The 25,279-nt window shown below is 64.0% G+C and carries 25 protein-coding genes and 1 riboswitch; of the genes, 10 read left to right on the forward strand and 15 right to left on the reverse strand.

Features of this window, described 5'->3' with window-relative positions:
• Positions 1–21: 21 nt before the first annotated feature.
• On the reverse strand, positions 22–3,462 hold the full coding sequence (locus AB0N72_RS17875; protein WP_363933604.1) for a DEAD/DEAH box helicase: 3,441 nt from the start codon (positions 3,460–3,462) through the stop codon (positions 22–24).
• A 165-nt stretch (positions 3,463–3,627) separates the two neighbouring features.
• On the opposite strand from AB0N72_RS17875, the gene AB0N72_RS17880 reads away from it, so the two are divergent.
• Positions 3,628–4,476 carry a hypothetical protein gene (locus tag AB0N72_RS17880; protein WP_363933606.1) on the forward strand — a complete coding sequence of 283 codons (849 nt, stop codon included), beginning with the start codon at positions 3,628–3,630 and terminating at the stop codon, positions 4,474–4,476.
• Positions 4,477–4,571: 95 nt separating this feature from the next.
• Here the strand turns inward: AB0N72_RS17880 and AB0N72_RS17885 are convergent, their stop codons facing one another.
• Complete coding sequence (locus AB0N72_RS17885) at positions 4,572–5,123, reverse strand: hypothetical protein (protein WP_363933608.1); 552 nt, start codon at positions 5,121–5,123, stop codon at positions 4,572–4,574.
• Positions 5,124–5,265: 142 nt separating this feature from the next.
• On the opposite strand from AB0N72_RS17885, the gene AB0N72_RS17890 reads away from it, so the two are divergent.
• On the forward strand, positions 5,266–5,763 hold the full coding sequence (locus AB0N72_RS17890; protein WP_363933610.1) for a sigma-70 family RNA polymerase sigma factor: 498 nt from the start codon (positions 5,266–5,268) through the stop codon (positions 5,761–5,763).
• Positions 5,760–6,431: a zf-HC2 domain-containing protein gene (locus AB0N72_RS17895; protein WP_363933612.1), complete on the forward strand. Its 672-nt coding sequence runs from the start codon at positions 5,760–5,762 to the stop codon at positions 6,429–6,431. Before AB0N72_RS17890 ends, AB0N72_RS17895 begins: the two co-directional genes overlap by 4 nt.
• A gap of 7 nt (positions 6,432–6,438) precedes the next feature.
• On the opposite strand, the gene AB0N72_RS17900 is transcribed toward AB0N72_RS17895, so the two are convergent.
• From AB0N72_RS17900 to trmB, 3 genes are read right to left on the reverse strand one after another with little or no spacing between them, the layout of a single operon-like run.
• The gene (locus tag AB0N72_RS17900; RefSeq protein ID WP_363933614.1) at positions 6,439–6,924 is read right to left on the reverse strand and encodes an SRPBCC family protein; all 486 of its coding nucleotides are present in this window, start codon (positions 6,922–6,924) and stop codon (positions 6,439–6,441) included.
• Complete coding sequence (locus AB0N72_RS17905) at positions 6,924–7,316, reverse strand: hypothetical protein (protein ID WP_363933616.1); 393 nt, start codon at positions 7,314–7,316, stop codon at positions 6,924–6,926. Before AB0N72_RS17905 ends, AB0N72_RS17900 begins: the two co-directional genes overlap by 1 nt.
• A gap of 21 nt (positions 7,317–7,337) precedes the next feature.
• Entirely contained in the window at positions 7,338–8,243 is a 906-nt protein-coding gene (gene trmB / locus AB0N72_RS17910) for a tRNA (guanosine(46)-N7)-methyltransferase TrmB (RefSeq protein WP_363933618.1), read from the reverse strand.
• Positions 8,244–8,888: 645 nt separating this feature from the next.
• Between trmB and AB0N72_RS17915 the strand changes: the two genes are divergently transcribed.
• Complete coding sequence (locus AB0N72_RS17915; protein WP_364081364.1) at positions 8,889–9,011, forward strand: hypothetical protein; 123 nt, start codon at positions 8,889–8,891, stop codon at positions 9,009–9,011.
• 28 nt (positions 9,012–9,039) lie between these two features.
• On the forward strand, positions 9,040–10,302 hold the full coding sequence (locus AB0N72_RS17920; RefSeq protein WP_363933849.1) for an MFS transporter: 1,263 nt from the start codon (positions 9,040–9,042) through the stop codon (positions 10,300–10,302).
• A gap of 71 nt (positions 10,303–10,373) precedes the next feature.
• Here AB0N72_RS17920 and AB0N72_RS17925 read toward each other — a convergent pair whose 3' ends face one another.
• Together AB0N72_RS17925 and AB0N72_RS17930 are read right to left on the reverse strand one after the other, a co-directional pair.
• Positions 10,374–11,666, reverse strand: a complete 1,293-nt coding sequence (locus AB0N72_RS17925; protein ID WP_363933620.1) for an MFS transporter — start codon at positions 11,664–11,666, stop codon at positions 10,374–10,376.
• Between the two features lie 24 nt (positions 11,667–11,690).
• Positions 11,691–12,908 (reverse strand): M20 family metallopeptidase, encoded by a 1,218-nt coding sequence (locus AB0N72_RS17930; protein WP_363933622.1) that lies wholly within the window; start codon positions 12,906–12,908, stop codon positions 11,691–11,693.
• Positions 12,909–13,049: 141 nt separating this feature from the next.
• Here AB0N72_RS17930 and AB0N72_RS17935 point away from each other — a divergent pair, with 141 nt between their 5' ends.
• Positions 13,050–14,087: an AsnC family transcriptional regulator gene (locus tag AB0N72_RS17935; RefSeq protein WP_363933624.1), complete on the forward strand. Its 1,038-nt coding sequence runs from the start codon at positions 13,050–13,052 to the stop codon at positions 14,085–14,087.
• Here AB0N72_RS17935 and AB0N72_RS17940 read toward each other — a convergent pair.
• Both AB0N72_RS17940 and soxR read right to left on the reverse strand, forming a co-directional pair.
• The gene (locus AB0N72_RS17940; protein WP_363933626.1) at positions 14,084–14,785 is read right to left on the reverse strand and encodes a methyltransferase domain-containing protein; all 702 of its coding nucleotides are present in this window, start codon (positions 14,783–14,785) and stop codon (positions 14,084–14,086) included. The genes AB0N72_RS17935 and AB0N72_RS17940 overlap by 4 nt on opposite strands.
• A gap of 94 nt (positions 14,786–14,879) precedes the next feature.
• Complete coding sequence (gene soxR, locus AB0N72_RS17945; RefSeq protein ID WP_363933628.1) at positions 14,880–15,335, reverse strand: redox-sensitive transcriptional activator SoxR; 456 nt, start codon at positions 15,333–15,335, stop codon at positions 14,880–14,882.
• Between the two features lie 68 nt (positions 15,336–15,403).
• Between soxR and AB0N72_RS17950 the strand changes: the two genes are divergently transcribed.
• Both AB0N72_RS17950 and AB0N72_RS17955 read left to right on the forward strand, forming a co-directional pair.
• Positions 15,404–16,810 carry an MFS transporter gene (locus AB0N72_RS17950; RefSeq protein ID WP_363933630.1) on the forward strand — a complete coding sequence of 469 codons (1,407 nt, stop codon included), beginning with the start codon at positions 15,404–15,406 and terminating at the stop codon, positions 16,808–16,810.
• Between the two features lie 346 nt (positions 16,811–17,156).
• Positions 17,157–18,881 carry a DEAD/DEAH box helicase gene (locus AB0N72_RS17955; RefSeq protein WP_363933632.1) on the forward strand — a complete coding sequence of 575 codons (1,725 nt, stop codon included), beginning with the start codon at positions 17,157–17,159 and terminating at the stop codon, positions 18,879–18,881.
• A gap of 146 nt (positions 18,882–19,027) precedes the next feature.
• Here the strand turns inward: AB0N72_RS17955 and AB0N72_RS17960 are convergent, their stop codons facing one another.
• The 5 genes from AB0N72_RS17960 to AB0N72_RS17980 form a co-directional block, all read right to left on the reverse strand.
• Positions 19,028–19,678, reverse strand: coding sequence for an MBL fold metallo-hydrolase (locus AB0N72_RS17960; protein WP_363933633.1), 651 nt, complete (start codon positions 19,676–19,678; stop codon positions 19,028–19,030).
• Between the two features lie 4 nt (positions 19,679–19,682).
• On the reverse strand, positions 19,683–20,687 hold the full coding sequence (locus tag AB0N72_RS17965; protein WP_363933635.1) for an aldo/keto reductase: 1,005 nt from the start codon (positions 20,685–20,687) through the stop codon (positions 19,683–19,685).
• 212 nt (positions 20,688–20,899) lie between these two features.
• A complete protein-coding gene (locus AB0N72_RS17970; RefSeq protein WP_363933637.1) occupies positions 20,900–21,286 on the reverse strand; it encodes a multidrug efflux SMR transporter in 387 nt (128 codons plus the stop codon).
• 2 nt (positions 21,287–21,288) lie between these two features.
• Entirely contained in the window at positions 21,289–21,603 is a 315-nt protein-coding gene (locus AB0N72_RS17975; RefSeq protein ID WP_363933639.1) for a multidrug efflux SMR transporter, read from the reverse strand.
• A gap of 9 nt (positions 21,604–21,612) precedes the next feature.
• A riboswitch (guanidine-III (ykkC-III) riboswitch) is annotated at positions 21,613–21,678 on the reverse strand.
• A 57-nt stretch (positions 21,679–21,735) separates the two neighbouring features.
• Positions 21,736–22,350 carry a HutD family protein gene (locus AB0N72_RS17980; protein WP_363933641.1) on the reverse strand — a complete coding sequence of 205 codons (615 nt, stop codon included), beginning with the start codon at positions 22,348–22,350 and terminating at the stop codon, positions 21,736–21,738.
• A 97-nt stretch (positions 22,351–22,447) separates the two neighbouring features.
• On the opposite strand from AB0N72_RS17980, the gene AB0N72_RS17985 reads away from it, so the two are divergent.
• Positions 22,448–23,044, forward strand: coding sequence for a phosphoribosylanthranilate isomerase (locus AB0N72_RS17985; RefSeq protein WP_363933642.1), 597 nt, complete (start codon positions 22,448–22,450; stop codon positions 23,042–23,044).
• A 147-nt stretch (positions 23,045–23,191) separates the two neighbouring features.
• A complete protein-coding gene (locus AB0N72_RS17990; RefSeq protein ID WP_363933644.1) occupies positions 23,192–23,593 on the forward strand; it encodes a YccF domain-containing protein in 402 nt (133 codons plus the stop codon).
• On the opposite strand, the gene AB0N72_RS17995 is transcribed toward AB0N72_RS17990, so the two are convergent.
• A complete protein-coding gene (locus AB0N72_RS17995; protein WP_363933646.1) occupies positions 23,590–25,221 on the reverse strand; it encodes a sialidase family protein in 1,632 nt (543 codons plus the stop codon). The genes AB0N72_RS17990 and AB0N72_RS17995 overlap by 4 nt on opposite strands.
• Between the last annotated feature and the right edge of the window lie 58 nt (positions 25,222–25,279).

Consider the following 25,279-nt stretch of genomic DNA (forward strand, 5'->3'; position numbering starts at 1 on the left):
GAATCGGACAGCACCCGCCCCTTACTCCGCGAACAACGCCGCCAAGTCGTCCGCCGTCAACGAGCCGCCAGCCAAGGCGTCTCCTTCCATCACATCAGCGAACAATTGCGACTTCTTGGCCTTCAACGCCATGACCTTTTCTTCAATGGTGTCCTTGGCAACCAGCCGGTACACCATGACGTTACGCGCCTGCCCGATCCGGTGTGTGCGGTCCACGGCCTGCGCTTCGGAAGCGGGATTCCACCACGGGTCCAGCAGGAACACGTAGTCCGCCTCGGTCAGGTTGAGCCCGAATCCACCGGCCTTCAGCGAAATCAGGAACACCGGAGCTGTGCCGTTCTTGAACTCGCTCACCACATCGCCGCGGTTTCGGGTGCTGCCGTCGAGGTAGCAGTACTCCACGCCTTCGGCATCCAAACGCTCGCGCACTTTGCCCAGGAAGCCGGTGAACTGGCTGAAGATCAGGGTCCGGTGCCCTTCCGAGATGATGTCTTCAAGCTGCTCGAACAACACATCAAGCTTGGAGGAGCGAACACCGGACAGCGAAGAATCCACCAGCGAAGCATCCAAGCTCAACTGACGCAGCAACGTCAACGATTGGAAAATCGTGAAACGGTTCTTGTTGACGTCGTCGATCAGGCCCAGGATCTTTTGCCGCTCGCGCTGCAGATGGGTCTGGTAAACCTTCTGGTGCCTCGGGTTGAGCACCACTTCCAGCACTTGCTCCTGCTTGGGCGGAAGGTCCTTGATGACCTGCTCTTTGGTGCGGCGCATCATCAGCGGACGGACTCGACGCCGGAGCTTACCCAGCTGCGCCGAATCACCGTTCTTCTCGACCGGCTTCTGGTAGTTCTCGGCGAACCGTTTAGGACTCGGGAACAGGCCGGGGGCCACGATGGAGGTCAGTGCCCAGAACTCCATGAGGTTGTTCTCCAACGGCGTGCCGGTGATCGCCAGCTTGAACCGGGCAGGCAGCTTCCTGGCACACTGGTACGCCTTCGACTGGTGGTTCTTCACGAACTGCGCCTCATCCAGCATCAGGCCGGCCCACTGGAATGACGCGTAGGCATCGTAATCAATGCGGAAGAGCGCATACGAGGTAATGACGACGTCGGCACCCGCCAACGCCTCGGACGCTGACAGCCCGCTTTTGGCGAAGGTTTCACCCACCGTGCGGACCACGAGCCCTGGGGCGAACCGCTGCGCTTCGAGCGCCCAGTTGCTGACCACGCTGGTAGGCGCAACCACCAGGAAGGGCGCGCGTGGGACTACGTCAGCAGAGGCGCCCTGTGCGGCGGCGGCTGTCTCAGCGGCCGACTCCTTCGCCGCGCAGATCAGCGCGATTGCCTGGACGGTTTTGCCGAGGCCCATGTCGTCAGCAAGCACGCCGCCCAGGCTGTGCTTGTACAGGAAGCTGAGCCAGTTGAAACCTTCCAGCTGATACGGACGCAGCTCAGCGTTAAGGCCGGCCGGCAGCGGAAGCCCGGTCACGCCGTCGTCGAGCAGTCCGCCTACGGCTTCACGCCACGCGGCGGCCTGTTCGTCCACGATTCCCAACTGGGCAAGCTCGTCCCAGAGGCCGGCCTGGAAGCGGCTGATCTGCAGGGTGCCGTCTTTGTTGTCCGGATTGTCCTGCAGGGAACGGGCTTCGTCGATCAGCGCGCGCAGTTGGTGCAGCTCCGGCAGGTCCAGTGAGAAGTAGGCGCCGCTGGGCAGCAACATGCGGCTCATCCCGGCGGCGAGGGCGGAAAAAACCGCAGCGAACGACACTGGTTCGCCCTCAAGCGTGATCACGATACCGAGGTCGAACCAGTCGCCGCTGGCCGTTTCCTTGGTGGAAATGGACACCACAGGAGCCTCGGCGGCCTCGCGGTAATCGGCGATGTCGCCTGAGGTTTCCACCACGACGTCGGGCAGTTCCTTGAGCGCGGGGAGCACCTCTTCGGTGAAGGCGAGCGTGTCCAGGCCGCCCAATTCCGCGGTGGCTGTCAGGCGTGGGGCACCCCAACCACCCGTAGCTGATTCCGCGAGCGCGGGCACCACGTCCCACGGCCGCCCGAGCGATTCCAGGATGCGGGCTTCCTCCGCGTCGTCCCGGTAACCTCGGTCATCCGGATGCCGCCACAGTGGCTGGGCCGTGACGAGCGTGCCTGTTTTGTAGTGCCATTCCCAGTGCAGCCGGACTTTGTGGTCATTGCCGTAATTGGCCAGCAGCGACAAAGTGGGCACAGCCAGGGTGGGCAGCTCCACTGACTTGTCGGCGGCCTGCACGGGCGTGGACTGCCGGAGCTTGGGGTAGAACGAGGTGAGGAAGCGGCTCTCGTCCTCAGCCGGGATCTGGAGTGTTTGGCCCTCGGTGATGAATTCAAGCAGCTCATCGCTGATGCTGCCTTCAAGGGGCGCCAGGGTGATCAAGTTCTTTTGCTGCGGCACGCCCGGCAAGGTTTCGCCGTCATGGGTGAAGAAGATTCCGTTGGCAGGTTTGCCCAGAAAGCCAACGGTTCCGGGGTCCACGGCGTCCCCGCCGACGGTGACCGACGGCGCGAGCTGCAGGCCGCCGTCGGGCGTTTCGCTTGTGGTTCCGTTGGTGTCCACGCGCGCCAGGCTCAGTCCGACGACGGCGGGTTGCGTCTCGACGCGGACGGGCTCGCTCCCAGCGGAGTGGACGAGAGGTATGCCGGCTTTGGTAGCGTCGGACAGGAGGGTCCACAGGTTCTTGGCTGCGAAGTCGTTCAGGCTCAACCACATGGCCCCGGAGGGCTGTTGCCGGCCGTTGCTGGAGCCGTGGGCGGCCAGGAAAGTCTGAAGCCATTCGACCTGGACTTCGTTGAATTCGCGCCGGAAGCTCACGTAGCTGAGGTTGTTCCAAGACACGTCGCCGCGGATCCACTTGCCTTTGGCGCCCATCATGACCGGGCGTGCTTTGAGCTGCCTGACGCTGCGCATGGGGTCGCGTCGGCCTGTGTAGGAGAAGTGGGCGGCGGGTTCTTCCACCTCAAACTGGAGGGCGAGCGGGATCCCGGCGGCGCTGGGTGAGGTGCCGGGCTTGGTGATCAACCTGTTGAGGGCTTGTTCCCAGGCAGGACGCACCGAGCCGTTTGTCGATGGCCTCGCGGTCTGAATGCCCGGCGCTTGCGACAGCAGCTGGGCACGGATGCTTGGGTGGTCTTCGGCGGTGAAGAGCAACGCCGCCACATGCTTGCAATCCTTGCGGACAGGGCAGCTGCAGATACCCACTGTGCAACTCCACCCTGCGGGTTTGCGGACGAGTTTCGCCGACGTCGAATACGGTTGCGGGCCGCTGCCCCGGACCTTGCCGAGGAGGAGCCCGGTAGCCGAATCGAAGGTGATGCCGCTGACCCTGCTGCCCATGGCATAGGCCAGTCCGGCCGCCAGGGAGCGGTCGTTGATGGCTGGAGTCTGAATGGCCAGTTCCCAGGATTCGTCTGTGTGGGACGGCATGCGTCGGGCTACTTTCGGAAGGAGGTTATCTGCTCAATCTTAGTCAGCAGAAAACAGCTCCCAAACTTCGCCCTCCGTTAACCTCAACCTCGATTGCGGCGCCGCTCCCACGCGTACGTTGAATGTGTCCGGAGCACCAACAGCTTTCAGCAGTGAGGATTTCCCATGACTACCAACGAGTACCCCGTCGTCCTGAACAAGGCCGGCTTCGAAGCCGGAAACGCGGATGTAGTGGATTCCAACGTCACGGTGGTGAACCTGATGTACCAGGAGCTCCTGAACAGCGACGAAATCGCGCCCGCTGCACTCAACAGCTACTTTGTGGATTTCTACCTCACCCAGGCACTGTCCGGCGGTTTCGCCCAGTACGTGTTCACGGCTCCGGAGCGTGAAGAAGTTGATGCGTACGTCCGCGCGGGACTCGAAGCGATGGGTGCGGAGCGGCACCTGGACCTCTTCAACCGCACGGCGTCGGCATTTGATGCGTTGACGGAGGAGGAAGCCGAGGCATACCTGGACGGTGAACTGGACGAGTCCGAGACTCCCGTCGCCGCCGTTGTTGCCTTGGACGAGCTCGACGGCGAATTCGAAGCCTTGCTTGAGGAGGAAGACATCATCGACCTCAACGCGGCGTACCTCCGCGACCAGTCCGGGCTCCTGGTTCTCTCCGACGAAGAGATCGAGGAGCACATCGCCGAGCGCGTGGCCCGGATCCCGGACCTCGCCGAGCGCCAGGCCGAGGCTGATGAGGAAGCGCTGGCCAACGCCCCCGAATTCGAGATCATCATCCGTGAGCTCTGCGACGTGGCCGGCTACGCCCTGGAGAAGATCACCATGGGCGACCCCAACTACGAGCACGACGGCGTGAAGACCCTCGCCTGGCACTTCTCCACCGACCACGGCGACTACCTCATGATCGAGGACGACGACGAGGCCTTCATGATCCACCCGGAGACCAAGGAGATCATCGCTGCCGTGGAGTTCGAAGAGTCCGGGGAATTCGCGGACGCGTAGGTCTTTCCCTTATCTGGCCCGGATCGGGGGAACGCTGCGGATTCGCCGCGGCGCTCCCGCGAATCCGCAGGCTTCCCACGAACCGGCGCTACTCCTCAGTACCCGGATGCCGCCGCGCCCTTGATCATCTCCCCACTTGGGCTGACGAGGTACCAAACACCGCCGACACCTTGGCCGGTGACGTCCCCGGCGGCCTTGTCCTTGGCGTAGTAGTACAGGGGCATGCCGTTCAGGGTCACTTGCTTCTTCCCGTCAGGCGTCGCGATGGTTCCCACTTTCCCGGTGACGCCGTCAACGCTGGGGGCGGCCGACGTCGTCGTGAAAACGGGCCAGGCCTGCAGGCAGGCGCCGGTGCATGCGCTGGTTCCCGAGTCCTTCACGTCTTTGGTGAAGAAGTAGAGGCTCATGCCTTTACTGTCCACCACGATCTGCCCTGCGCTGGATGACGCTGTTTTCATCTCGACGGCGGCGGAACTGGTCGTCGAGGTCGCGCTTGGGGCGCTGGAAGATGCCGACGACGAGGCAGCTGCCGGCGGGGGAGTGGAAGTACTTGTTCCCGAGCTGCCGCCGCAGCCCGCCAGTGCCGCCGCAACGATCAATGCACCCAGTCCAAAGCCAACGCGGGTTTTCGTGTCCAGGTTTTTCATGTCCAGCTCCTTGAGACGAGCCGGTCGGGTGGGCCGGCGCTAACCCGTACGACGCCGGCGGGGCCAGAATGGTTCATGGGTGCTGAACCTTTTTGGGGCTTGGCGCGTCGTATAGGCGGGAAGCTGCGAAAGGGAGGTGCCGATGCCGTTGGATGAAGACGTCGTGGCGGCGATCTATCGCGACCATGGCACGGCACTGAAACGGTTTGTGGTCAGCTGCACATCGGACACGCACCAAGCAGACGACGTTGTGCAGGAAACCATTCTCCGGGTCTGGCAGCACGCACCACAGATCACGGGAAGCCTGCGCAGCTACCTCTTCAGGACAGCACGGAACGTCATCATCGACAACTACCGGAAGGCCCAGCGGCGTCCGCACGAGACCGGTGAGTACGACCTCCCGGACAACGCAGCGACCGAACGCGTTGACGAACTGCTGAACCGGGTACTCATGGAGGAGGCCCTGTTGCGGCTCAGCCACGAACACCGCGAAGTCCTGGTGGCCCTGCATTACCAGCGTTTCACGGTGGTGGAAGCGGCGCTCCAGTTGAACATTCCGGCCGGAACGGTGAAATCCCGGGCTTTCTACGCCGTGAAAGCCCTCCGAACAATCCTTGATGAAATGGGGGTGGAACGATGAACGGCAACTCCGTCCACCAATTGCTGGGCGCCTACCTCCTGGGCGGCCTGGAACCTGGCGAAGCCCGTGCCTTTGAGGACCACCTCGAATCCTGCGCGGAATGCCGGCGTGAAGTAGAGGAACTCGCAAGCCTCCCTGCGCTTTTGGACGCCGTGCCCGCTGCGGACGCCGTGGCGCTCACCACCACAGGAGCCAGCTCCCTCCCGCCGTTGGCAACGGAACCCGAACCGCTTGCGGAAAAGGTCCTGGTTGATTTGGCGGCCCGCAGGCGGAAATCACGACGCCGGTGGGCAGCCTTTGTGGGCGCCGTTGCCGCTGCCTGCCTTGCTGTCGGTTTCCTGGCCGGGCCATTGTTTAACCAAGCGCCTAAGCCGGATGCGAGCTACTCCGTCCAATCGGACGGTGGTCTGCAACTCACGGTGGGAATGGTGAAGAAGACCTGGGGCACGGAGCTGGACGTTGAAGGCCGGAGCATGCCGCTCGAAGGCACTCTGTACCTTTGGGTCAAAGGCCGCGACGGCGCCGAAGAACGCACCTGCGGCTGGACGGCAACACCTAGTGGCCGGATCAAAATCACCGGTGCCACGCCCGTGCAACTTGCCGGCATCGCCGGGGTGGAGCTCCGCGACGAAGCCCAGAAGACAGTGGCGTCCATCTCGGTGCCCTGACCCTGCTTTAGGCGCCCGCAGCCTGGGCTTTCAGCTCAGCCACCAGCGCAGGATCTTCGCACGCCCTTGCGAAAGCTTCGATCCGGCGTTCAATCTCGCGTCCAAGCAGCCAACTGCCTATCCTCTCCGCCACCGGTTTGAGGAAAGCCGGGCGGCAGGAAAAGGTGTACTTCCAGACTGCCCGGGTGCCGCCGTCGTCGGGGGTGAAGCGCCAGCCACCGCCGAAGTTCTCAAAGAACCAGGGGCCCGACACCATGGTCATGCCGACGTTGCGTGGGGGAGTGTAGGAAACGTACTCGCTGACCATCTTCAGGCCCATGCGTGAGACAGTCCGCGTCCGCACGCCCTTTCCAGCGGATTGGGCTCCATCCATGAAGGCCTGGGCGGAGATGAAAGGGTCCCACTTGAGCCGGAATGCGCCCGTTGTCTGGGAGAGGGCAAACGCGGTTTCAGGATCCAGCCGGATGAAGCGTTCCGCACGTACCTGCGGCATCAGAAGCCCTGCCCCGAACCGAGTACCAGGAACACTATGAAAGCAATACCGAAGACGTTGACCGCCATAATGGCCAGCCCGATGATCCCCGTGATGCGTCCGGCGTTCATGCCTCCGGCGCGGAATACGGCTACCAGTCCACTGACCACGGCCACAATTGACAGCAGGACAGCCACCCCGGCCAGAACCAGGGCGCCGATCCACCAAGCATCGTTGTTCGGGTTGTAACGGCTTATCGACGAGGCGATGGCGGCAAGGCCAAGCGGAATACTGACCACCGCGGCAATGGGCGACAGGACTGCGGAGACAATGCTGGTGATGCCGGCACCCAATCCACGGGTACCTCGCCTCTGCGGCTGCTGGTAGTAATCGAGCGGTGGCTGATAGCTCATGATTCCCCCAAAGTCCGTCGGCTAGATCTTGCGGTACGTGAGGTCGAAGATCATACGCCCGGCCTCGTGGGCTTTGTTCTCAAAGCTTGTCCGGATCCGGCCCTCAAACCGGGGAGCCCAGCCACCCTCTTCATCCACGCCTTCGTTGGGGCCCGTGTGCTCTGTGCTGACCGGGGCCCGGCCTTCCCTGACGGGAGCGCCGCCCACAACGGATTCGACGCCGGATTGCCACACTTGCGTCAGCGGGCTTTCCTCGCCGCTGCGCTCGCCTTCGTGCATGTTCTCGAACTCCGTAGATCCCGCGAGGACTTCGCGGACGTGGACGGCGTAGTTGGACCAGTCGGTGGCGATGCGCCAATACCCGCCCTTTTTCAAGGCCTTGGCAGCAACAGAGGCAAACGCGGGCTGAATGAGCCTGCGCTTGTGGTGGCGTGCTTTGTGCCAGGGGTCGGGGAAGAATACCCAGAGCTCGCTGACGGATCCTGCCGGGAGCATGGACTCGAGGACCTCGGGGGCGTTGGCTTCCACCACCCGCACGTTGGTCAGGCCGCGGCTGTTGATCTTGATGATGGTGTTCGCCAGACCCGGTGTGTAGACCTCCACGGCAAGGAAGTCCTTGTCCGGGTTCTGCTCAGCGGCGTGAACCACGGCATCACCCAAACCCGAGCCGATCTCCACGATCAGGGGAGCTTTGCGGCCAAAGACCGCCTCGGCGTCGAACGTGTAGTCGGGGTGTACGGAAGTATTGGCGACATGGCGGGGGACCTGGATGGCCCAACGTTCTGCGTGCTCTTCCCAAGCGGCCTGCCTCCGGCCCTGCAAGCGTGTACCGCGGCGCACGAAGCTCACCGGCCGGCCACCGTAGGTACCGAAGGAGGCCTGGCTGCCGGGCGTCATGGGGCGCGGGGAATCTGGGGTTTCACTCATCCTTTCCAGAATACTTGGGTTCAAGGGGCTCCCAGCGGCAGAGGGAACCGGAACGCCTCAAAAGAGGATCATGTAGCGCCGAGTGGTGAGGAGCCACGCCACAACCAGTACGGTTTGCAAGCCGATGACGCCTAAACCTACGAATGCCGTCTTCCACGTCCTGGTTCTTCGACCATCCTGGCGACCGTGAGGGGCCAGCCGCAGCGACCGGACGCCCAACACAATGGACATTGCTGCCAATAAAGACGGAAAGCTCCAAAGGGTAGCGGGAGCAACCCAGCCCAGGGGACCGTTCGAAGACTCCGACCTTGTCATCAGGGCTGCAAAGAGCGCTACCCGCAAACTGACGAATAGCGAAAACGGGGTTGCCAGAGCGAGCACTACGCTTGCAATGGCTTGACTCAAGCCGGGCGGTTGCTGCGGAGGGAGATAGAGGCTACCGGGTGGAGGGCCGGGCTTTTCCGATGACTCGGCTGACGGTGCATGCGTTTGATCCATGGTTCAACGCTAGGGATCCGCGCGTAGGCGTGGCAGTGGGCAATCGTCGTATGTGGAAAAAGGGATCCGGCGCCTGAACAGGGCTGAAATTTGGAGGATGTTAGGCTCGGCTGCAACAGCGTTGTTCGTCTGTGGTCTGGGGGAAACATGGGAAGCTTTCGGTCATTTGCCTTCAAGTCAGCGGCACTGGGCGCCCTGCTGTTGGGTTCGACGGCGGTGGGCGTGGCTCCCGCTGCGGCGGATAACCAAGTCCCTGTGACCACCGGCTGACAGAATAGGACGTGTGACCTCCTCCAAGATGCCCGGTAATACAGAGAAGCCTGCCTTCCCCGACCTCACAGTCGACGCCGAGATCGACGAGGAACCCGCCGCCGCCCCCACGCAGCTCAGGGGCAAGAGGGGCCTGGTCTTCCTGGGTATTTGCCTGATACTCATTGGCCTGAACCTGCGGACCGTTTTCTCCAGCTTCTCCGCAGTCCTCCCGGAAATAACGTCCGACGCCGGCCTGCCGGGCTGGTCGCTGGTTGTCCTCACCACCGTGCCGGTTACGTTGCTGGGCGTCTTCGCACCCCTTGCCCCGATCCTGGCCCGCAGGTTCGGTGCCGAGCGGGTGTTGCTCGGAGCCATGGTGGTCCTCACGGCCGGTCTGCTGCTCAGGCCGCTGGAAGTCGGAGGGGCGGGTCACCTTCCGGCGCTTCTGGCCGGAACAGCAGCGTGTGGCGCCGCCATCGCACTCTGCAACGTGCTGCTTCCCGGAGTAGTGAAGAGGGACTTCCCGCATCGGCTCGGGCTCATGGGCGGCCTTTACACCACAGCGATCTGTGCGTCAGCGGCCTTGGGTGCAGGGTTTACGTATCCGGTGTTTACGGCAACCGGCCACTGGACTTCGGCGCTGTGGTTCTGGGTGGTGCCTGCCGCCGTCGTGGTTTTGCTGTTCCTGCCGCTGGCCGTCAGACAACCGTCGGTAAGGCACCAAGCCATCCACGGCGGCGTAAATGTGTGGCGCTCCGCGGTGGCGTGGCAGGTGACGATGTTCATGGTGCTGCAGGCCATGATGTCGTTCAGCGTGTTCGCGTGGATGGCCCCCATCCTGCGTGATCGGGGAATCGACGGGGCAACGGCCGGGCTCATTGTGTCGGTGTCGATCGTGCTGCAGATGCTTGGCTCGCTGTTCGCCCCTGCGCTGGCGACGCGCTTCAAAGACCAGCGGATCATCAACATGGTGGTGGCGCTGATGACCGGTGGCGGCTTCGCACTGACGATTTTCGGTCCGACTGAGCTCATATGGGTGTGGACCGGGCTCAACGGCTTGGGACAGGGATCGCTGACCGCCGTGGCGCTGACCATGATCATGGTCCGTACGCGCGATGCCCACACTGCCGCGCACCTTTCCGGGATGATGCAGGGCGTTGGCTATGGAGTGGGTTCCGTGGGAACGTTGATGGTGGGCCAGCTCCACCAGGCCACGGGCGGGTTCGGGGCTGCCGGCATCCTGTTCCTCGTGGTGGGGTCGCTGGCGGCGTTCTTCGGGTACCGGGCCGGCCGCGACCGCTTCGTTTAACCCAACTGGGTCGCAGTTCAGTCGTTCCCAGCGCTGACAACGACCTGAACTGCGACCCAGTTGGGAGGAACTCAGACGGTCAGATCCTTGCCCTTCGTCTCAGGGATGGAGAACGCGAACGCGATGCCCACCAGCAGCAGGATCACTGCGTACACGTTGAAGAGGTAGCCCTGTCCCATGGTGCCCAGCCAGGTCTGCAGGTACGGGGCCGTACCGCCGAAGACCGCGACGCAGATGGAGTACGGAACGCCGACGCCGATGGTCCGGATGTGGGTGGGGAAGAGCTCCGCGTACACGGCAGGAACGATCGCGGCGCTTCCGGCGATGAAGAACAGCATCACGGACATGGATACCGCCAGCTGCCAGGGGGAGTCCTTCAGCAGCCACGTCATAGGGAAGTGCAACAGTGCCGCGCCCAGGGAAGAGGCAATGATGACGGGCTTGCGGCCGATCCGGTCCGACAACTTTCCCCAGAACGGCAGGGCTGCGATGAACACAACGTTGGCGATCACACCAGCCCACAATGCTGCTCCACGGTCCATCTTCAGCGCAGTGGATGCGTAGCTGGGAGCCACGACGCCCCAGATGTAGTAGACCACCGTGAGGCCTACGGTCAGGCCGATGACCTGGAGCGCCTGCTTCCGGTACTTCACGATCTGGGGCCAGATCGGCTGGCGCTTCTCCTTGGGAGCCTCCGCCTCAAACGCCTCCGTTTCCTTCATCTTGGCGCGCATGAACAGGGCGTAGATGCCCAGGGCGCCGCCGATCAGGAACGGGATGCGCCAACCCCAGGCGCTCATCTCGGCCTTGCTCAGGACTGCCGTGAGGATGGCGCCCAGCAGCGTGCCGGCAAGGATTCCGGCGGTGCCGGAGGTGTAGATGAGGGTGGCCCAGAAGCCGCGGTGTTCCTTGGGTGCCATCTCGGACAAGTACGTTTGCGACGACGGCAACTCACCACCGTGGGCAAGGCCCTGGATGAGTCGGGCCACCAGCAGCATCACCGAGGCGAAGACTCCCACGGACTCAAACGTCGGGGCGATGCCGATGAGCAAGCTGCCCACAGCGCCCAGGGCGACGGCCACGGTCATGGACGTTTTGCGGCCGATCCTGTCGCCGATCCAACCGAACACGAACCCGCCGAACGGGCGGGCAACGAATCCGACGGCGAAGATCGCCAACGTGGACAACATCGCCGAGGTGGGATCCGCCTGGCTGAACAAGGCACTCGCAATGAATGGCGCAAACGTTGCATAAATCGCCCAGTCGTACCATTCAACTGCGTTTCCGATTCCTGTGCCGACCAAAGTTCGCACGTGCGACTTGTGGACCTTGACGTCCGTGGACGTTCCTACGGTGGTGGTCATGTGGTTCTCCAAGGTGTGGGGAGGCTAGTTGCCGGAGAGGGTTGCGATGCGGGATACGGCGAGTTCTGCATAGAGCGCAGCGCCGTCGGTGAGGACGCCGTCGTCGAACGTGGCGTACGGCGAGTGGTTGAACGGCGACGTCGCGTGGTCGGCTCCGGGAGCGACGGCACTGAGCCCCACGAAGGTTCCCGGGACCTCGGCGAGGACCCGGGAGAAGTCCTCCGATCCGCTCAGGGGAGTGGCCATCCGTGTATGCCGGGATTCGCCGAACATTCCGGCGATGACTTTCTCCGCCGTGGTTGTCTCGTCGTCGTTGTTGATGGTGAGGGGGTATTCCTCCTGGTAATGCACATCAGCCTCCAGACCGTGGGCTGCGGCGATACCGTGCAGCAGCCTGGGTACTGTTTCCATCATCTTCCGGCGGGACTCTTCGGAGAAGGTCCTGATGGTGGCTTCGATCCGGGCGGTCTCGGGGATCACGTTGCGTTTGGTTCCGGCGTGGAGGACGCCGACGGTCAGGACTACGGGATCGAACATGTTGAACTGGCGCGTGACCATCACCTGGAGGGCCGTGACCATTTCCGCGGCGGCGGTGACGGGGTCTTTCGCGGAGTGGGGAGCTGAACCATGGCCGCCCGCGCCCAGGACGGTCACTACAAGCCCGTCCGAGGAACTGAGCATGACTCCGGGCTTGGTGACGAACTGGCCGTGGGGCTCCAGCGCGGAGAAGACGTGCATTCCGTAGGCCGTGTCCGCGCGGCGGCCGGCGGCGTCCAAGACGCCTTCCTTGATCATGTAGCTGGCGCCGTCGAAGCCTTCTTCGCCAGGCTGGAACATGAGGATGACATCGCCGGCCAGTTGATCCCTGCGCTCTGCCAGCAGTGTGGCAGCGCCGGCGAGCATGGAGGTGTGGAGGTCGTGGCCGCAGGCGTGCATCGCACCGTCCACACGGGAGGTGTAGTCCACGCCAGTGGTCTCCTGTACGGGCAACCCGTCCATGTCTGCACGCAGCAACACCACGGGCTTCTCAGCCGACGCGTGGGCCGCACCGCCGCGCAGAACCGCAGTGACCGACGTCGTTTCCTTCCCCAAAGTGATTTCGTAGGGGAGTCCGTCCAGCGCTTTGAGGACCTTCTCCTGGGTGCGGGGAAGTTGCAAGCCGATCTCCGGTTCGCGGTGGAGGTCGTGGCGGAGGCGGACAATGTCCTCCTGCAGTTCCTTGGCGTCGGCGGCGATGGTCATGAATTCTCCTGGATCTATCCGGTGCTGTGTTCCTCATGCCATTGTGGGGTGACCTGCTTCACATACTCCGAAACAACTGTAAATATGCACTCATACGCTGGAAAACGCAGAAATCATGTGCGCAACAGGGAGAATTGACTCATGGAGCTCAGCGAAGAAGATTTGCGCTTGGTCAACGCATTGCAGATATCTCCCCGCATCAGCTGGTCCGACGCCGGCAGCGTCCTGGGCGTGCACGCCACCACGCTGGCGTCCCGCTGGGATCGGCTCAGGGCGGCAGGCGCCGCCTGGACAACGGCGCACCTCATGGGCGACCCCAAGGACATGTGCCTGGCCATGGTGGACATCGACTGTGAAATGCACCTGCGGCCCGATGTCACAGCCGCAGTAGCGCAACTCCCCGAAGTCATCACCGTGGAAGAAGCTGCCAGCAACCGGGACCTGACATTGACAGTCATTACCCAGGACCTGGAGCAGTTCAGCACCCACGTCCTGCCCCGGCTCAAGGAAGTGCGCGGGCTCACCAAGTACCACACGGCACTCTGCACCCGTATCCACACCAGCGGCTACGCGTGGCGGCTGAACGTGCTCAGCAAAGCCGAGCAACAGGCTTTGCGGGCACTTGCAGGTCCTGAATCGGCCAATCCTTCAGCTCCTGACACCGTGGTGGCACCGCTGCCGGAAACCCACCTCGCCTTGATCCCATTCCTCGCCCGGGATGGCCGCGCCACCGCAGCGGAAATGGCCCGGGCCCTTGGCCGGAACCCGGCTACTGTCCAGCGCCAGCTTGGCCGGGTGCTGGCCAGCCGCATGCTGTCCTTCCGTTGCGAGATAGCCCAGCAGTATTCAGGATTTCCCATCACTGTCCAATGGTTCGCCAATGTCCCGGCAGGCCACCACGAGGCCGCCGCCACCGAACTGCGGGCCATCCGCAACGTCCGTTTCTCGGCGTCCACCACCGGCCGCACCAACTTCACCATGATCATGTGGCTGCGTTCACTGGCGGAGGTCATGGAAATGGAGCTCACTATCCAGCAGCGGATCCCGGGAATCGAGCTGGTGGAAAGCGTGGTCATGTTGAACACCGCAAAGCGCGTGGGGTGGATGCTGAATCCGGACTCGACGGCCACCGGCACAGTTGTGCCGCCCTACGGAGAGCTGCTGCCTGCCGGAATCTAGGCGTGCTTGGTTGCCCGCAGGACCGTGTCCAGGGTGGTCCCGGTTTCGCCGTCGGGACCGGAAACGGTTCGTTCCCTGTCCGTCAGGACGTTGACGAACCACGGCTCGCGATCCAGTCGCAGGGCCCCCGCCAGCTGTTCAGGGCTGAAGAAGAGGTCCGTCTCGTGATGGTGCCGGCTCCAGGAGGGCAGCCCGTGGGGGTGGTGCCCCACCACCAACAATGTTCCGCCGGGTGCTACGGCAGCGGCAGCTGACGTGACGGAATCACGCCAAGGCAGGAGGGGTGAGTGCAGGAACTGGGCAGACACCAGATCGAAGTCGGGTTGGGGTTCCCATTGCGTAAGGTCCTGCTGCTGCCATGTGATCCGGTCAGCGACGCCCGCCTCCTCTGCGTGCGCGGCTGCGCGTTCAAGCGCGACGGCGGACACGTCCAGGGCGGTTACGGTCCATCCTTGCTTTGCGAGCCAGATGGCGTCGCCGCCTTCCCCGCAGCCCAAATCGAGGGCTTTGCCGGGCTTCAGGTCCTTGGCTTCGGCCACCAGTTGCGGGTTCGGATTTCCGCTCCAGATCTTTGCCCGTTCCCGGTACATCCCGTCCCACATATCCACTGCGTTCTCTGCGTCCTTGTCAAGGTTCAGTCCGCGCTGCTGGGCGTTTTCGTGCTGGTGGGTTCCGGCGTCGTGCGCTTGTTCAGTCATGACCCAAGCGTGCCAAGAATCTCCAGCGCAAGGCAATGCCTTTTGCTGTTTCGGCAAGGCGTCCGCTTCAGCAGGTGCCTACCCCGGCAGGTGCCTACCTGGGCAGTGTCCAGCGCTGGGCCCCCGCTCCCGAGGCACCGAGTTCGTCCGAAGGGTTCTGCAGGGTGCACGATTTCAGGCTCAAGCAGCCGCATCCGATGCACCCGTCCAGGTCATTGCGCAGGTGCTGCAGGGCCGCGATCCGTTCGTCGAGCTCCGCCCGCCAACGCAGGGACAGCCTGCCCCAATCCTGCTTGGTGGGCGTGCGGCCTTCCGGCAGCGAATCCAATGCCTCCCGGATGTCCCTGAGGGGCAGGCCCACCCGCTGCGAGGTCTTGATGAATGCCACGCGCCTCAGGGTGTCCCGACGATACCGCCGTTGGTTGCCTGCCGTCCGCTCAGCCTCGATGAGGCCGTTGCGTTCGTAGAAGTGAAGGGCCGACGGCGAGACTCCACTGCGCTCGGAGAGCTCACCAATGGTCAGCGGCCGGTGGGCGGGGGCAGTGGGCATTGAGGCTGCTTCCAGTGGGGGCGGGGCGGTTTGACCTCAACATTAGTTGAGGTTCTAGGCTGGCGTCCATGACCTCTGACACCTCTACGGCCGGGATTCTGAGCCGCCCGTACCTCCTTGCCACGGTGGGGGCCTGCGCGCTGGTATTCCTCAGCGCGTTCGAGTCGCTCGCGGTGACCACCATCATGCCCATCGTGAGCAGGGACCTGGACGGAGCCAGCCTCTACGCCCTGGCCTTCGCAGGGCCGCTGGCCACCGGCGTGGTGGGCATGGTGGGGGCCGGCAACTGGTCCGACCGTCGGGGTCCAGCGGCGCCGCTGTACTCTTCGGTGGCATTGTTCGTCATTGGCTTGTTGATCGCCGGTATGGCCGGAAGCATGGAGATCCTGGTGCTGGGCCGGCTGGTGCAGGGTCTGGGCGGCGGCGCCATGACCGTTGCTTTGTACGTTCTGGTAGCCCGGGTATACCCACCGGAGCTGCACCCCAAAATCTTCGCCGCTTTCGCCGCATCCTGGGTGGTTCCTTCCCTGGTTGGGCCCTTTGCAGCAGGTGTCGTGGCCCAGTTGAGCAGCTGGCACTGGGTGTTCCTGGGCGTCGTCGGCTTGGTCGTGCCCGCGTTGCTGATGGTGGTTCCGGCAGTCCGGGGCATGGGGTCCGAGCCCGTGGCAGAGCCAGTGCCGTGGGCGTTCGGCCGGATGGGGTGGGCTGCGCTCGCAGCCATTGCGGTCCTCGGACTCAACCTTTCCGCGGAGGTTCCAGGCGTTGGCGGGGCGATTGCCGCCGTCGCGCTTGTCCTAGCCCTGGTGGCCGTCCGGCCGCTGGTCCCCCGGGGGACACTCACGGCCCATCGGGGGCTGCCAAGCGTGATCCTGGTCCGTGGCCTGGCCTCGGCCGCGTTCTTCGGAGCCGAGGTCTACCTGCCGTACCTGCTGACCGAACGGTACGCCTTCACTCCGACGTTCGCCGGGCTGACCCTCACAGGCGCAGCACTTGCATGGGCGGGCGCGTCCGCTGTCCAGGGACGCCTGGGGACCCGATTGGCGGACGATCTGGCCATCAGGATCGGCGGTGTCCTGGTGCTGGTGGCCATTGTCCTGACACTCGCGACTGCCGCGTTGGCCCTTCCCGCGGCTGTGGCCATCGGTGGCTGGATCCTGGCCGGCGGCGGCATGGGGCTCATGTATCCGCGGCTTTCGGTGATGACGTTGGCGCTGTCCACGGAGGAAAACCAGGGCTTCAACAGTGCGGCCATGTCGATCTCCGACTCCCTCGGTGGAGCGTTGTCCCTCGCGGCCACGGGCTTGGTCTTCGCAGCATTCACTGCCAGCCCCTTCGCTGCGGTCTTCGCGCTGACTGCGGTGATCGCCGTCGTCGGGGTTGTCGTGGCGCCGCGGGTCGCCGCGCGGCCCCCGGGGTTCCGATGCCCGGGACGCAGAACCGGACCTCTCGCTCACCCAACCCAACTAGGGCTGTGACTTGTGGGGCCCGCTCTGCGCACTAATTGGGCTCGGAGGCATGCAGACCGGGCCCCACAACGCAGGCCTGAACCAGCCCGATGCAAGGGCGGGCGCCGAACACTGATAGAATAAGAACACTTGATGTGCGGTGACGCCCTGAAGCAGGTGGCCTGACAGGCTGCGCGGCAGGGCATTTTTCATGTGAGAGGCACATCCTGCGTCGATGAACGCGTTCCATTTGGTCCCGGCCAACGCTGCTGCAGCGAATCGGTAGACCACCTGACTTTTCCTCGGCGAACCCCTGGCCCAACCGGCGTCGGGGGCCGATGTCCGCACTGGACACCGCCCGAAAGACATGAAGTTTATGACTACTTTTGCTGCCCTTGGCACGCCCAAGGCCATTGCTGAATCCCTCGCCGCAGACGGCATCGAAGAAGCATTCCCCATCCAGGTCAAGACCCTCCCGGACACGCTCGCAGGCCGCGACGTCCTGGGCCGCGGCCGCACCGGCTCCGGCAAGACCATCGCTTTCGCCATCCCGCTCGTGGCACGCCTCGCCGAGCGCGAAGCCAAGCACTTCCGCAAGCCGGGCCGCCCCATGGGCCTCGTCCTTGCCCCGACGCGTGAACTGGCAACCCAGATCAACGCCACCATCGAGCCGCTGGCGAAGGCCATGGGCCTGAACACCACGGTCATCTACGGTGGCATCTCCCAGGCACGCCAGGAAAAGGCGCTGCGCGCCGGCGTCGACATCGTCATCGCCTGCCCGGGCCGCCTCGAAGACCTGATCCGCCAGCGCATCCTGACCCTCGAAGCCGTTGAGGTCACCGTGCTGGACGAGGCCGACCATATGGCTGACCTTGGCTTCCTCCCGGTGGTCAAGAAGCTCATGGACATGACCCCTTCCCAGGGTCAGCGCCTGCTCTTCTCTGCGACGTTGGACAACGGTGTTGACAAGCTGGTCAACCGTTACCTCTCCAACCCGCTGACGCACTCCGTGGACGATCCCCAGGCCGCCGTCACCACCATGGAACACCACGTCCTGGTGGTCAACGACCAGACCGTCAAGAAGCAGCTCATCGTTGAACTGGCCTCCGGCGCAGGCCGCCGCGTCCTCTTCATGCGGACCAAGCACCACGCCCGCAAGCTCGCCAAGACCCTCACGGACGCCGGCATCCCCGCCGTCGACCTGCACGGCAACCTGTCGCAGAACGCCCGCGACCGCAACCTGGCCGAGTTCTCCAACGGTGACGTCCGCGTCCTGGTGGCTACCGACGTCGCGGCCCGCGGCGTGCACGTTGACGACGTCGAACTCGTCATCCACGTGGACCCGCCCACAGAGCACAAGGCTTACCTGCACCGCTCCGGCCGCACGGCCCGCGCCGGTTCCGATGGCACCGTGGTCACGCTGACCCTCCCGGAGCAGCAGAGCGACGTCAAGAAGCTCATGAAGGCTGCCGGCGTTGACGTTTCGTTCGAGCGCGTCACCGCCAACTCGCCCTTGGTTTCGGAGCTGGTTGGCGAGATCGCGGACAAGGTTGATCCCCGCACCCGTGCAGCACTCCTCGCGGCGAAAGCCCCGCAGCAGGGTGGCGGCACGTCCACCGGCGCCAACGCCCAGCGCAAGCGCGCACGCCGTACCGGCGGCCAGGCTGCACCCACTGCTGGTGGGCGTGGCGGACGCGGCGGACGTGGGAAGGTCGCGGCTGAGCCGGTCCGTACCGACGTAAACCGCGCCGAGCGTCGCGCAGCAATGAACGACGACGTCGCCCGCAGCCCGCGTGGTCGCGGCAAGTCCGGTGCCACTCACCGCAATGACGTTCCAGGCTCGCAGGGCCAGGGTGGCCGCAGCGGCCGTCCGGCTACCGGTCAGCGCGCAGCCTCGGCTCCGCGTTCAGCTTCCACCACCTCGACGCGTACCGGTGGGAACAAGGCCGTCTGGTCTTCCGCCACGGGCGCTACGTCCGGTGGGTCCTACGGTTCGGGCTCGGGTAACTCCGGGCGCGGTGGCTCGGGTGCTGGTCGTCCGGCCCGCAGCGGCCCGCGCCGTGCATCTGCACCCGCGTCGAACGAGCGCCGCGGCCGCTAACCCACGCGTTGTGAGGCCCGCTTAGCAGGGTATTCGTGAGAATTACCCTGCAGAGCAGGCCCCGCAACACGTGGACCTGACGTTGTGAGGCCCGCTTAGCAGGGTATTCGTGAGAATTACCCTGCAGAGCAGGCCCAACAAATGCGCTACCAGCCCCGTGCGCGCCATTCCTCAAGGTGTGGCCGCTCGGCTCCGAGGGTGGTAGGCAGCCCGTGGCCGGGGTGCACCAGGGTTTCGTCCGGATAAGCGTCGAACAGTCGCTCCGACACGTCGTTCAACAGTGACGTGAAGCGTGCAGGATCGTTCTGTGTGTTGCCGACGCCGCCCGGAAACAACGAGTCGCCACTGAAAATGTGGGCAGGCCCGTCCGGATCCTGGTACACGAACGCGATCGAGCCCGGGGTATGTCCACGCAGGTGGATTGCCCGGACCTCGAAGTCCCCGAACCGCTCGACGTCGCCGTGACCAAGGCGGACATCCACCGGAACGGGCAGCGCATCGGCGTCGTCCGCTCCTGCTGACGTAGTGGCCCCGGTAGCTTCCACCAACTCCGCCAGCGCCCGGACGTGGTCCCAGTGCTGGTGGGTGGTAGCGATCCTGACGAGCTTGGCAGGCTCGGTGGCATCGGCCGCGCCGTCGGCCAGGAGTTGCTGGATCGCTGGAAGGTCGTCGGCCGCGTCGATCAGCAACTGCGCACCTGTGGACTTCGAGGTCAACAGGTACACGTTGTTGTTCATCTCGCTGACTGAAATGCTGCGGATAGTGACTTCACGCAGTGAGTGAGTAAGTGAATCCATCCGTTCAGCCTACGTTGTTGGCTTCGCGGCCCTGCGAGACCCAGTTGGGGTCCGCCGATCGTGAACCCACGACGGCGGCCGCGGCCTGATCGAGCAGCTCAAGGTCCGCTGTTCCCAGTTGCAGGGACAGCGCCCCCAGGTTCTCATCAATCCGGTGCGCTTTGCGCGTTCCGGGGATGGGGACCACCGAAATCCCAAGGCGCTGGCCTTGGGCGAACAGCCAAGCCAGGGCTACCTGGGCCGGAGTTGCATCCAGCCCGCTGGCTACCTCGCGAACCGCGGCCACGACGGCCTGGTTCGCATCAAGTGCCTCGTCGCCAAAGCGGGGGATCTTATGGCGGAAGTCATTTTCGCCAAGGTCGCCCGCGTTGACGGTTCCTGTGAGGAACCCGCGGCCCAGCGGCGAGTATGGCACGAACCCAACGCCAAGTTCCTTGGCTGCAGGCACAACATTGAGCTCAACATCCCTGCTCCAGATTGACCATTCACTCTGGACCGCGGCAATGGGATGGATGGCGTTGGCCTGCCTGAGCTCCTCGGCTGTTACTTCGGACAGCCCGAGGTGCCGGACCTTGCCCTCACGGACCAGCTCCGCCATGGCCTCCACGGTTTCCACTATCGGAACGCGGAGGTCACGGCGGTGCATGTAGTAGAGGTCGATGACGTCAGTGTCCAAGCGGCGGAGGCTCGCTTCCGCCGCCTGCCTGACGTAGGGTGCATCCCCGCGGACTCCCGTGTATCCGTCCGCGGGGCTGCCCTCAATTCCGAACTTGGTGGCCACCTGGATCCCGTCGCGGCGCTCCTTGAGGAGCCTGCCCACGAGTTCCTCGTTGCTTCCGGCCCCGTACACATCCGCGGTGTCGATGAACGTGATGCCGGCGTCCACCGCGTGCCTGAGTGTTTGCAGGCCTTCCTCGGGGTCAATCCCGCCATAGACCGGCGTGAGGGCCATGCCTCCGAAGCCAAGGGGGCTGACACTGAGGCCATCACCAAGTTGAACTGCAGTCATGAACGTCTCCAATGTGCGTGTGGGTGTTCTTGAAGGCGTGAACCCGATGGCTTGCGTGGGTATTCCTTACTTGCGGGAAGGATCTACGCGGCGGGTTCTGTCCCCTGGCCCGATTCGTGGGTTGGCTGCAGAAACGGCCGGGCGAACGGTACGGTGCGCAGCGATGCATCGAAATGGCGCGAGCACCGCCATGACGCGCGCACTGGCTACTTTTACTTGGCTCCGGGTTTCCCGGCAGGCAATGCCTTCAAACCGGCAGCACAGCCCACGATCCCGGCGATGAAGAGCAACTTCAACGGGCTGGCTGACTCCACGCCCGTGATCATGGCCCAGCCAACAGTCAATGCGGCGCCGATACCCACCCACACCGCATAGGCGGTGCCCAGGGGAATGCGTTTCACGGCAATCCCCAAGCCGAGCATGCTCAGTACCGCAGTGATGGCGAAGACCACCGTGGGCAGGGGCTGGGTGAAGCCATTGGAGAGTCCCAATGCGGTCGCCCACACGGCCTCCAGGATTGCCGAGGCCAGCAGGATCAGCCAGAACACGCCATTCTTGGCCTGGCGGGTGTCGGTTGCGACGGAAGTTTCGGTACTCATGGCTACGCCACCACCTTCAGGCCGACCACGCACGCGCCGATGCCGGCGAGCAGGAGCAGCCGGGCCGTCGTCGTGGGTTCAACCTTGGTGACCATTGCGTAGGCCGCAGTCAGCACAACGCCCACGCCCACCCACACGGCGTAGGCCGTTCCTGTGGGGATGGATTGCATGGCGATGGCCAGGCCGCCCATGCTGGCGATGACAGCGACCAGGAAAACTACAGTGGGGACGGGCTTACGGAAGCCCTTGGAACGGTGCAGTGCTGCGGCCCAGACGGCTTCGAGCGCACCGGAAAAGATGAGGATTAACCACGACATGACATTTCCTTTGGCCAGTCTTGTCGCGTGCCGGGTACTGAACCGTCGTCCGGAGGTTCCAGAGCGGAACCTTCATTTCAGGCTAGCAACTCCCGCGCAGCGTGGCCACTTCCGGTGGTTAACGTCACCAGTTCAGGCGCCGACGTGGTCGATCGAGATCACGGCAACGAAGCCCCGGCCGGAGATTTCGGGACTGCGAGTATCCGAACCGACCACGGTGTCATAGCGGGACAACTCCACCGGTTCGGCGTCGCTGGTGGCGGGCTGGTCGCCGTCGGACTCCTCAGCCGCACCTGGCGCGACGGTCGCTTTGCCCTCCAGCAGCACGGCCAGCTGCCCCTCAAACACCGGGTGGGCGCGCTTCTTGGAGATCTCCACAATTGAGGTGTAGCCCTTGAAGGCGCCTTCCCGCGCGATGACGTTCAGGTCCCGTATGTCACCAGTGGGCAAGGTTGCGGAGGATGCGGCTTCGCCGGAGAAACGGAAGGGACGGTACTTCTCCAGCGGGTGCTCTGAACCATCCACCGTAAGGAGCAGCAGTTCGCCGTCGATGATGGTGATAACCCGCTCCATGCCCGGGAAGACCGAAAAATCGCCGGCCTTGGAGACGTCCGCGATGCTGACGCGCCAATCCCAGGCGCCGTCTTGGGCCGACGCTGCCTTCGGGTGGCTCGCGAGCTCGCGCGTCACCCCGCCCCCGTTGCGCCAGGGTTCGGGACGGACATCGGCAAAGCGGATAATCTCCATTCGACCAGCCTAGTGGTGGACAGCGCTTCTTCCTTGTCGTTGAGGCTTGCTAACGTCATATGTGGAAAACGTTGCGGAATTGGCTGGAGGCGCGGGAATGTTCGTCAAAGTGTGTGGCTTGAGCACGCCCGAATCCGTCCGTGAAGCAGTCGACGCCGGTGCGGACGCTGTCGGGTTCGTCTTGACCAGCAGCCCGCGTGAGGTCAGCCCGGACCAGGTCCGCGTGCTGTTGCCGTTGGTGCCTTCTCCTGTCCGGGCGGTTGCGGTGTTCCGCCACGAATCGGCCGCCGATGCCGTAGATACTGCACGGGCCGCCGGGCTTGAATGGGTTCAGCTTCACGGTCGCCGAACCGCAGACGACGTAAAAACAGTGCACGACGCCGGAATGCGGCTTATCCGGGCAGTCACCATGGGTGCCTCCCACGAAGAGTTCGCCGACCTCGGCGAGGATGTGTTCCTGATCGACGCCGCCGTGCCCGGCTCGGGGGAGTCCTGGGACTACGCCTCCGTTAGGGAGAAAGGGCTCGACGGCCGCGAATGGCTGCTCGCCGGCGGCTTGGAACCAGGCAACGTTGCGTTCGCAGCTGCGGCCGCCGGTGCGTGGGGCGTGGATGTCTCGTCCGGTGTCGAAGCGTCCCGGGGCGTGAAGGACCTGGCCAAGATCCGCGCGTTCGTCGAAGCCGCCAAAGCCTGACGCTCCATCACATCCCAAGCCTTTCCTCCTGACGCTCCATCACGTCCCGAGCCTTTCCTCCCGACGCTCCATCACATCCAAACCTCAGGGGAGATTCAGGGCAGACCCCGAGGCTTTTTGTCGGGGCAACAAGGCAGAATGAAGAGTATGAAAACGCTGCTCAACATCATCTGGCTTGTCTTCGGCGGCTTCTGGCTTGCCCTGGGTTACTTCGCGGCGGGAATCATTTGCTGCGTTCTCATCGTGACCATCCCGTGGGGCATTGCTTCGTTCCGCATCGGTGCATACTGCCTGTGGCCTTTCGGCCAGATGGTGGTGGAGAAGCCTGGTGGCGCCGGGGTGTTCGCGCTCCTGGGGAACGTTATCTGGTTGCTCGTCGCGGGCATCTGGATCGCCATCGGCCACGTGGTCACGGCAGTAGCCATGGCCATCACCATTGTCGGTATTCCGCTGGCCATCGCCAACCTGAAGCTGATTCCGGTATCGCTGATGCCCCTCGGCAAACAGATTGTGCCCACCAACCAGCCGTTCGTCCGCAGCTACCGCTAGGAAGCAACCACAGCTCCGGTGCGCAGATCGAAACTGAACTGCCGCACCGAGCGTGAGGTACCGCCGTCGGCCTCTACAGCAAAGGTGAGTTCAAGCGTGCCCTGGCCAAGGTCGGATTCCATGATGGTGTACGTCGGCGTGAAGTAGAGCGCGTGTTCGCCGGGCTGAAGATCCGTTGCCGGAAAGTCGCCGGGGTTTCGGTGCGGCCCGTGAAATACGACGCCGGTCATCACCTCTGCGGTACAGTTGCGGACCCGTCCGGTGAAGGCAAGGATGTCCCCGGCTTTGTAGCCTGCGGTGATGGGGCCGTAGTTGAGATTCTGGGCTTCGCGCGTGCCCAGAATCTGGTCTCCCTCGTAGCCCTGCCCGATTTCCTTCCAGGTTTGGACGTCCCACTGGCCGTCACTGGCAGAGGGGATCACGTGGAATTCTCCTGCGTTCAGCCATGTAGCTGGCCGGCCCGGAGTGATGGACCGCAGCTCCATGTCGAAAATGAGCCCCGCAGGGGTGGCAGCCCGGGCAACAGCAGCATCCCCGGAAAGCTGTCTGGTCAACTGTTCGGCAGGCACGGATGCGAACACGATCTCCCGATACCCCTGCCGCTCGTACAGCACGCCGATGCTGCCGTCTGGCAGCCGTGTCACGGTGGAGTACGCGGAGCTGCCCGGACAGATCATCAGCTTGGCGGGCCAGGTGGCGCCGTTGTCCGCCGATAGGCTCAGCACCGTGTTTCGGCGCAGGTGGGGGTCTTGGTTGTTGCTGGCTAGCAGCCAGGCCGACGTTTGAGGCGAGGCCAGCCCTGTGACAATGGGAAGTCCGTCGAAACGCGCCAAGGAGCCGTTGTCGCTTGGATCAGGTAGATCGGGAACACGCTGCAGTGGGCTCCAGCTCTGTCCGCCGTCCTCGGACACCGCCGACATCCGACACGGTGTTGCCCGCGTGTGCAGCAGTAGGCGGCCGTCGTCCAGGCACACCACCTTGTTCTCGTTTGGGCCAATACCGGAGTGGCCGGGCCCGATCAGCGACCCCAGGCTCCAGGTATCTCCATGATCGTCGCTGAATGCCGAAGCAGCCATGATGGCACCGTCCACCAGAACCACATATTGCTGCACCAAACGGCCTTTGAACGGTCCTGAATGTATCTGGATCCCTTGCCCGGCGGCCGCGAACAGGCCCGTGATTCCGGGATGGGCAAGTTTGAGCTGGTCCGTGAGCCGACGGTGCTGCCAGGTGTCGCCGTCGTCGTCTGAATAGCTGACGTCAGCATGCTGCACGTCGACATCCGGCTCCAATCCGGCGACGGCTTCAAAGAAGCCAGCGTGGGTCCCGGCCGCATGGAACATGAAGATGCGCCCGGTTTCAGCGTCCACCAGCAGGCTTGGATCGCCGAAGCCCTGAAGCCCAGCCCCTGTGCGAACCACCTGCTGTGGACCCCAAGTGGCACCGTTGTCGTGGCTGCGCCGGAGCAGGAGGTCGATGGGGTTGGGGAGGTCGTCCAGATTGGGGCGGCCGTCGTACGCGGCCAAGAGTGTGCCTCGAGTGCTGACAGCCAAGGCCGGAATCCGGTACTGCCGGTAGCCGCCAACTCCGCGAACTGCCAGAACGTGCTCCGTAGACGGAACAGCCATTGGAAGGGAGTCTGGAAAGAGGTGGGATGTCACACCTCCATGCTAGCCTGCCCCAGGG

The sequence above is a fragment of the Paenarthrobacter sp. NPDC089307 genome, assembly GCF_040685055.1.
In the GTDB taxonomy this organism is placed as follows: Bacteria; Actinomycetota; Actinomycetes; order Actinomycetales; family Micrococcaceae; genus Arthrobacter.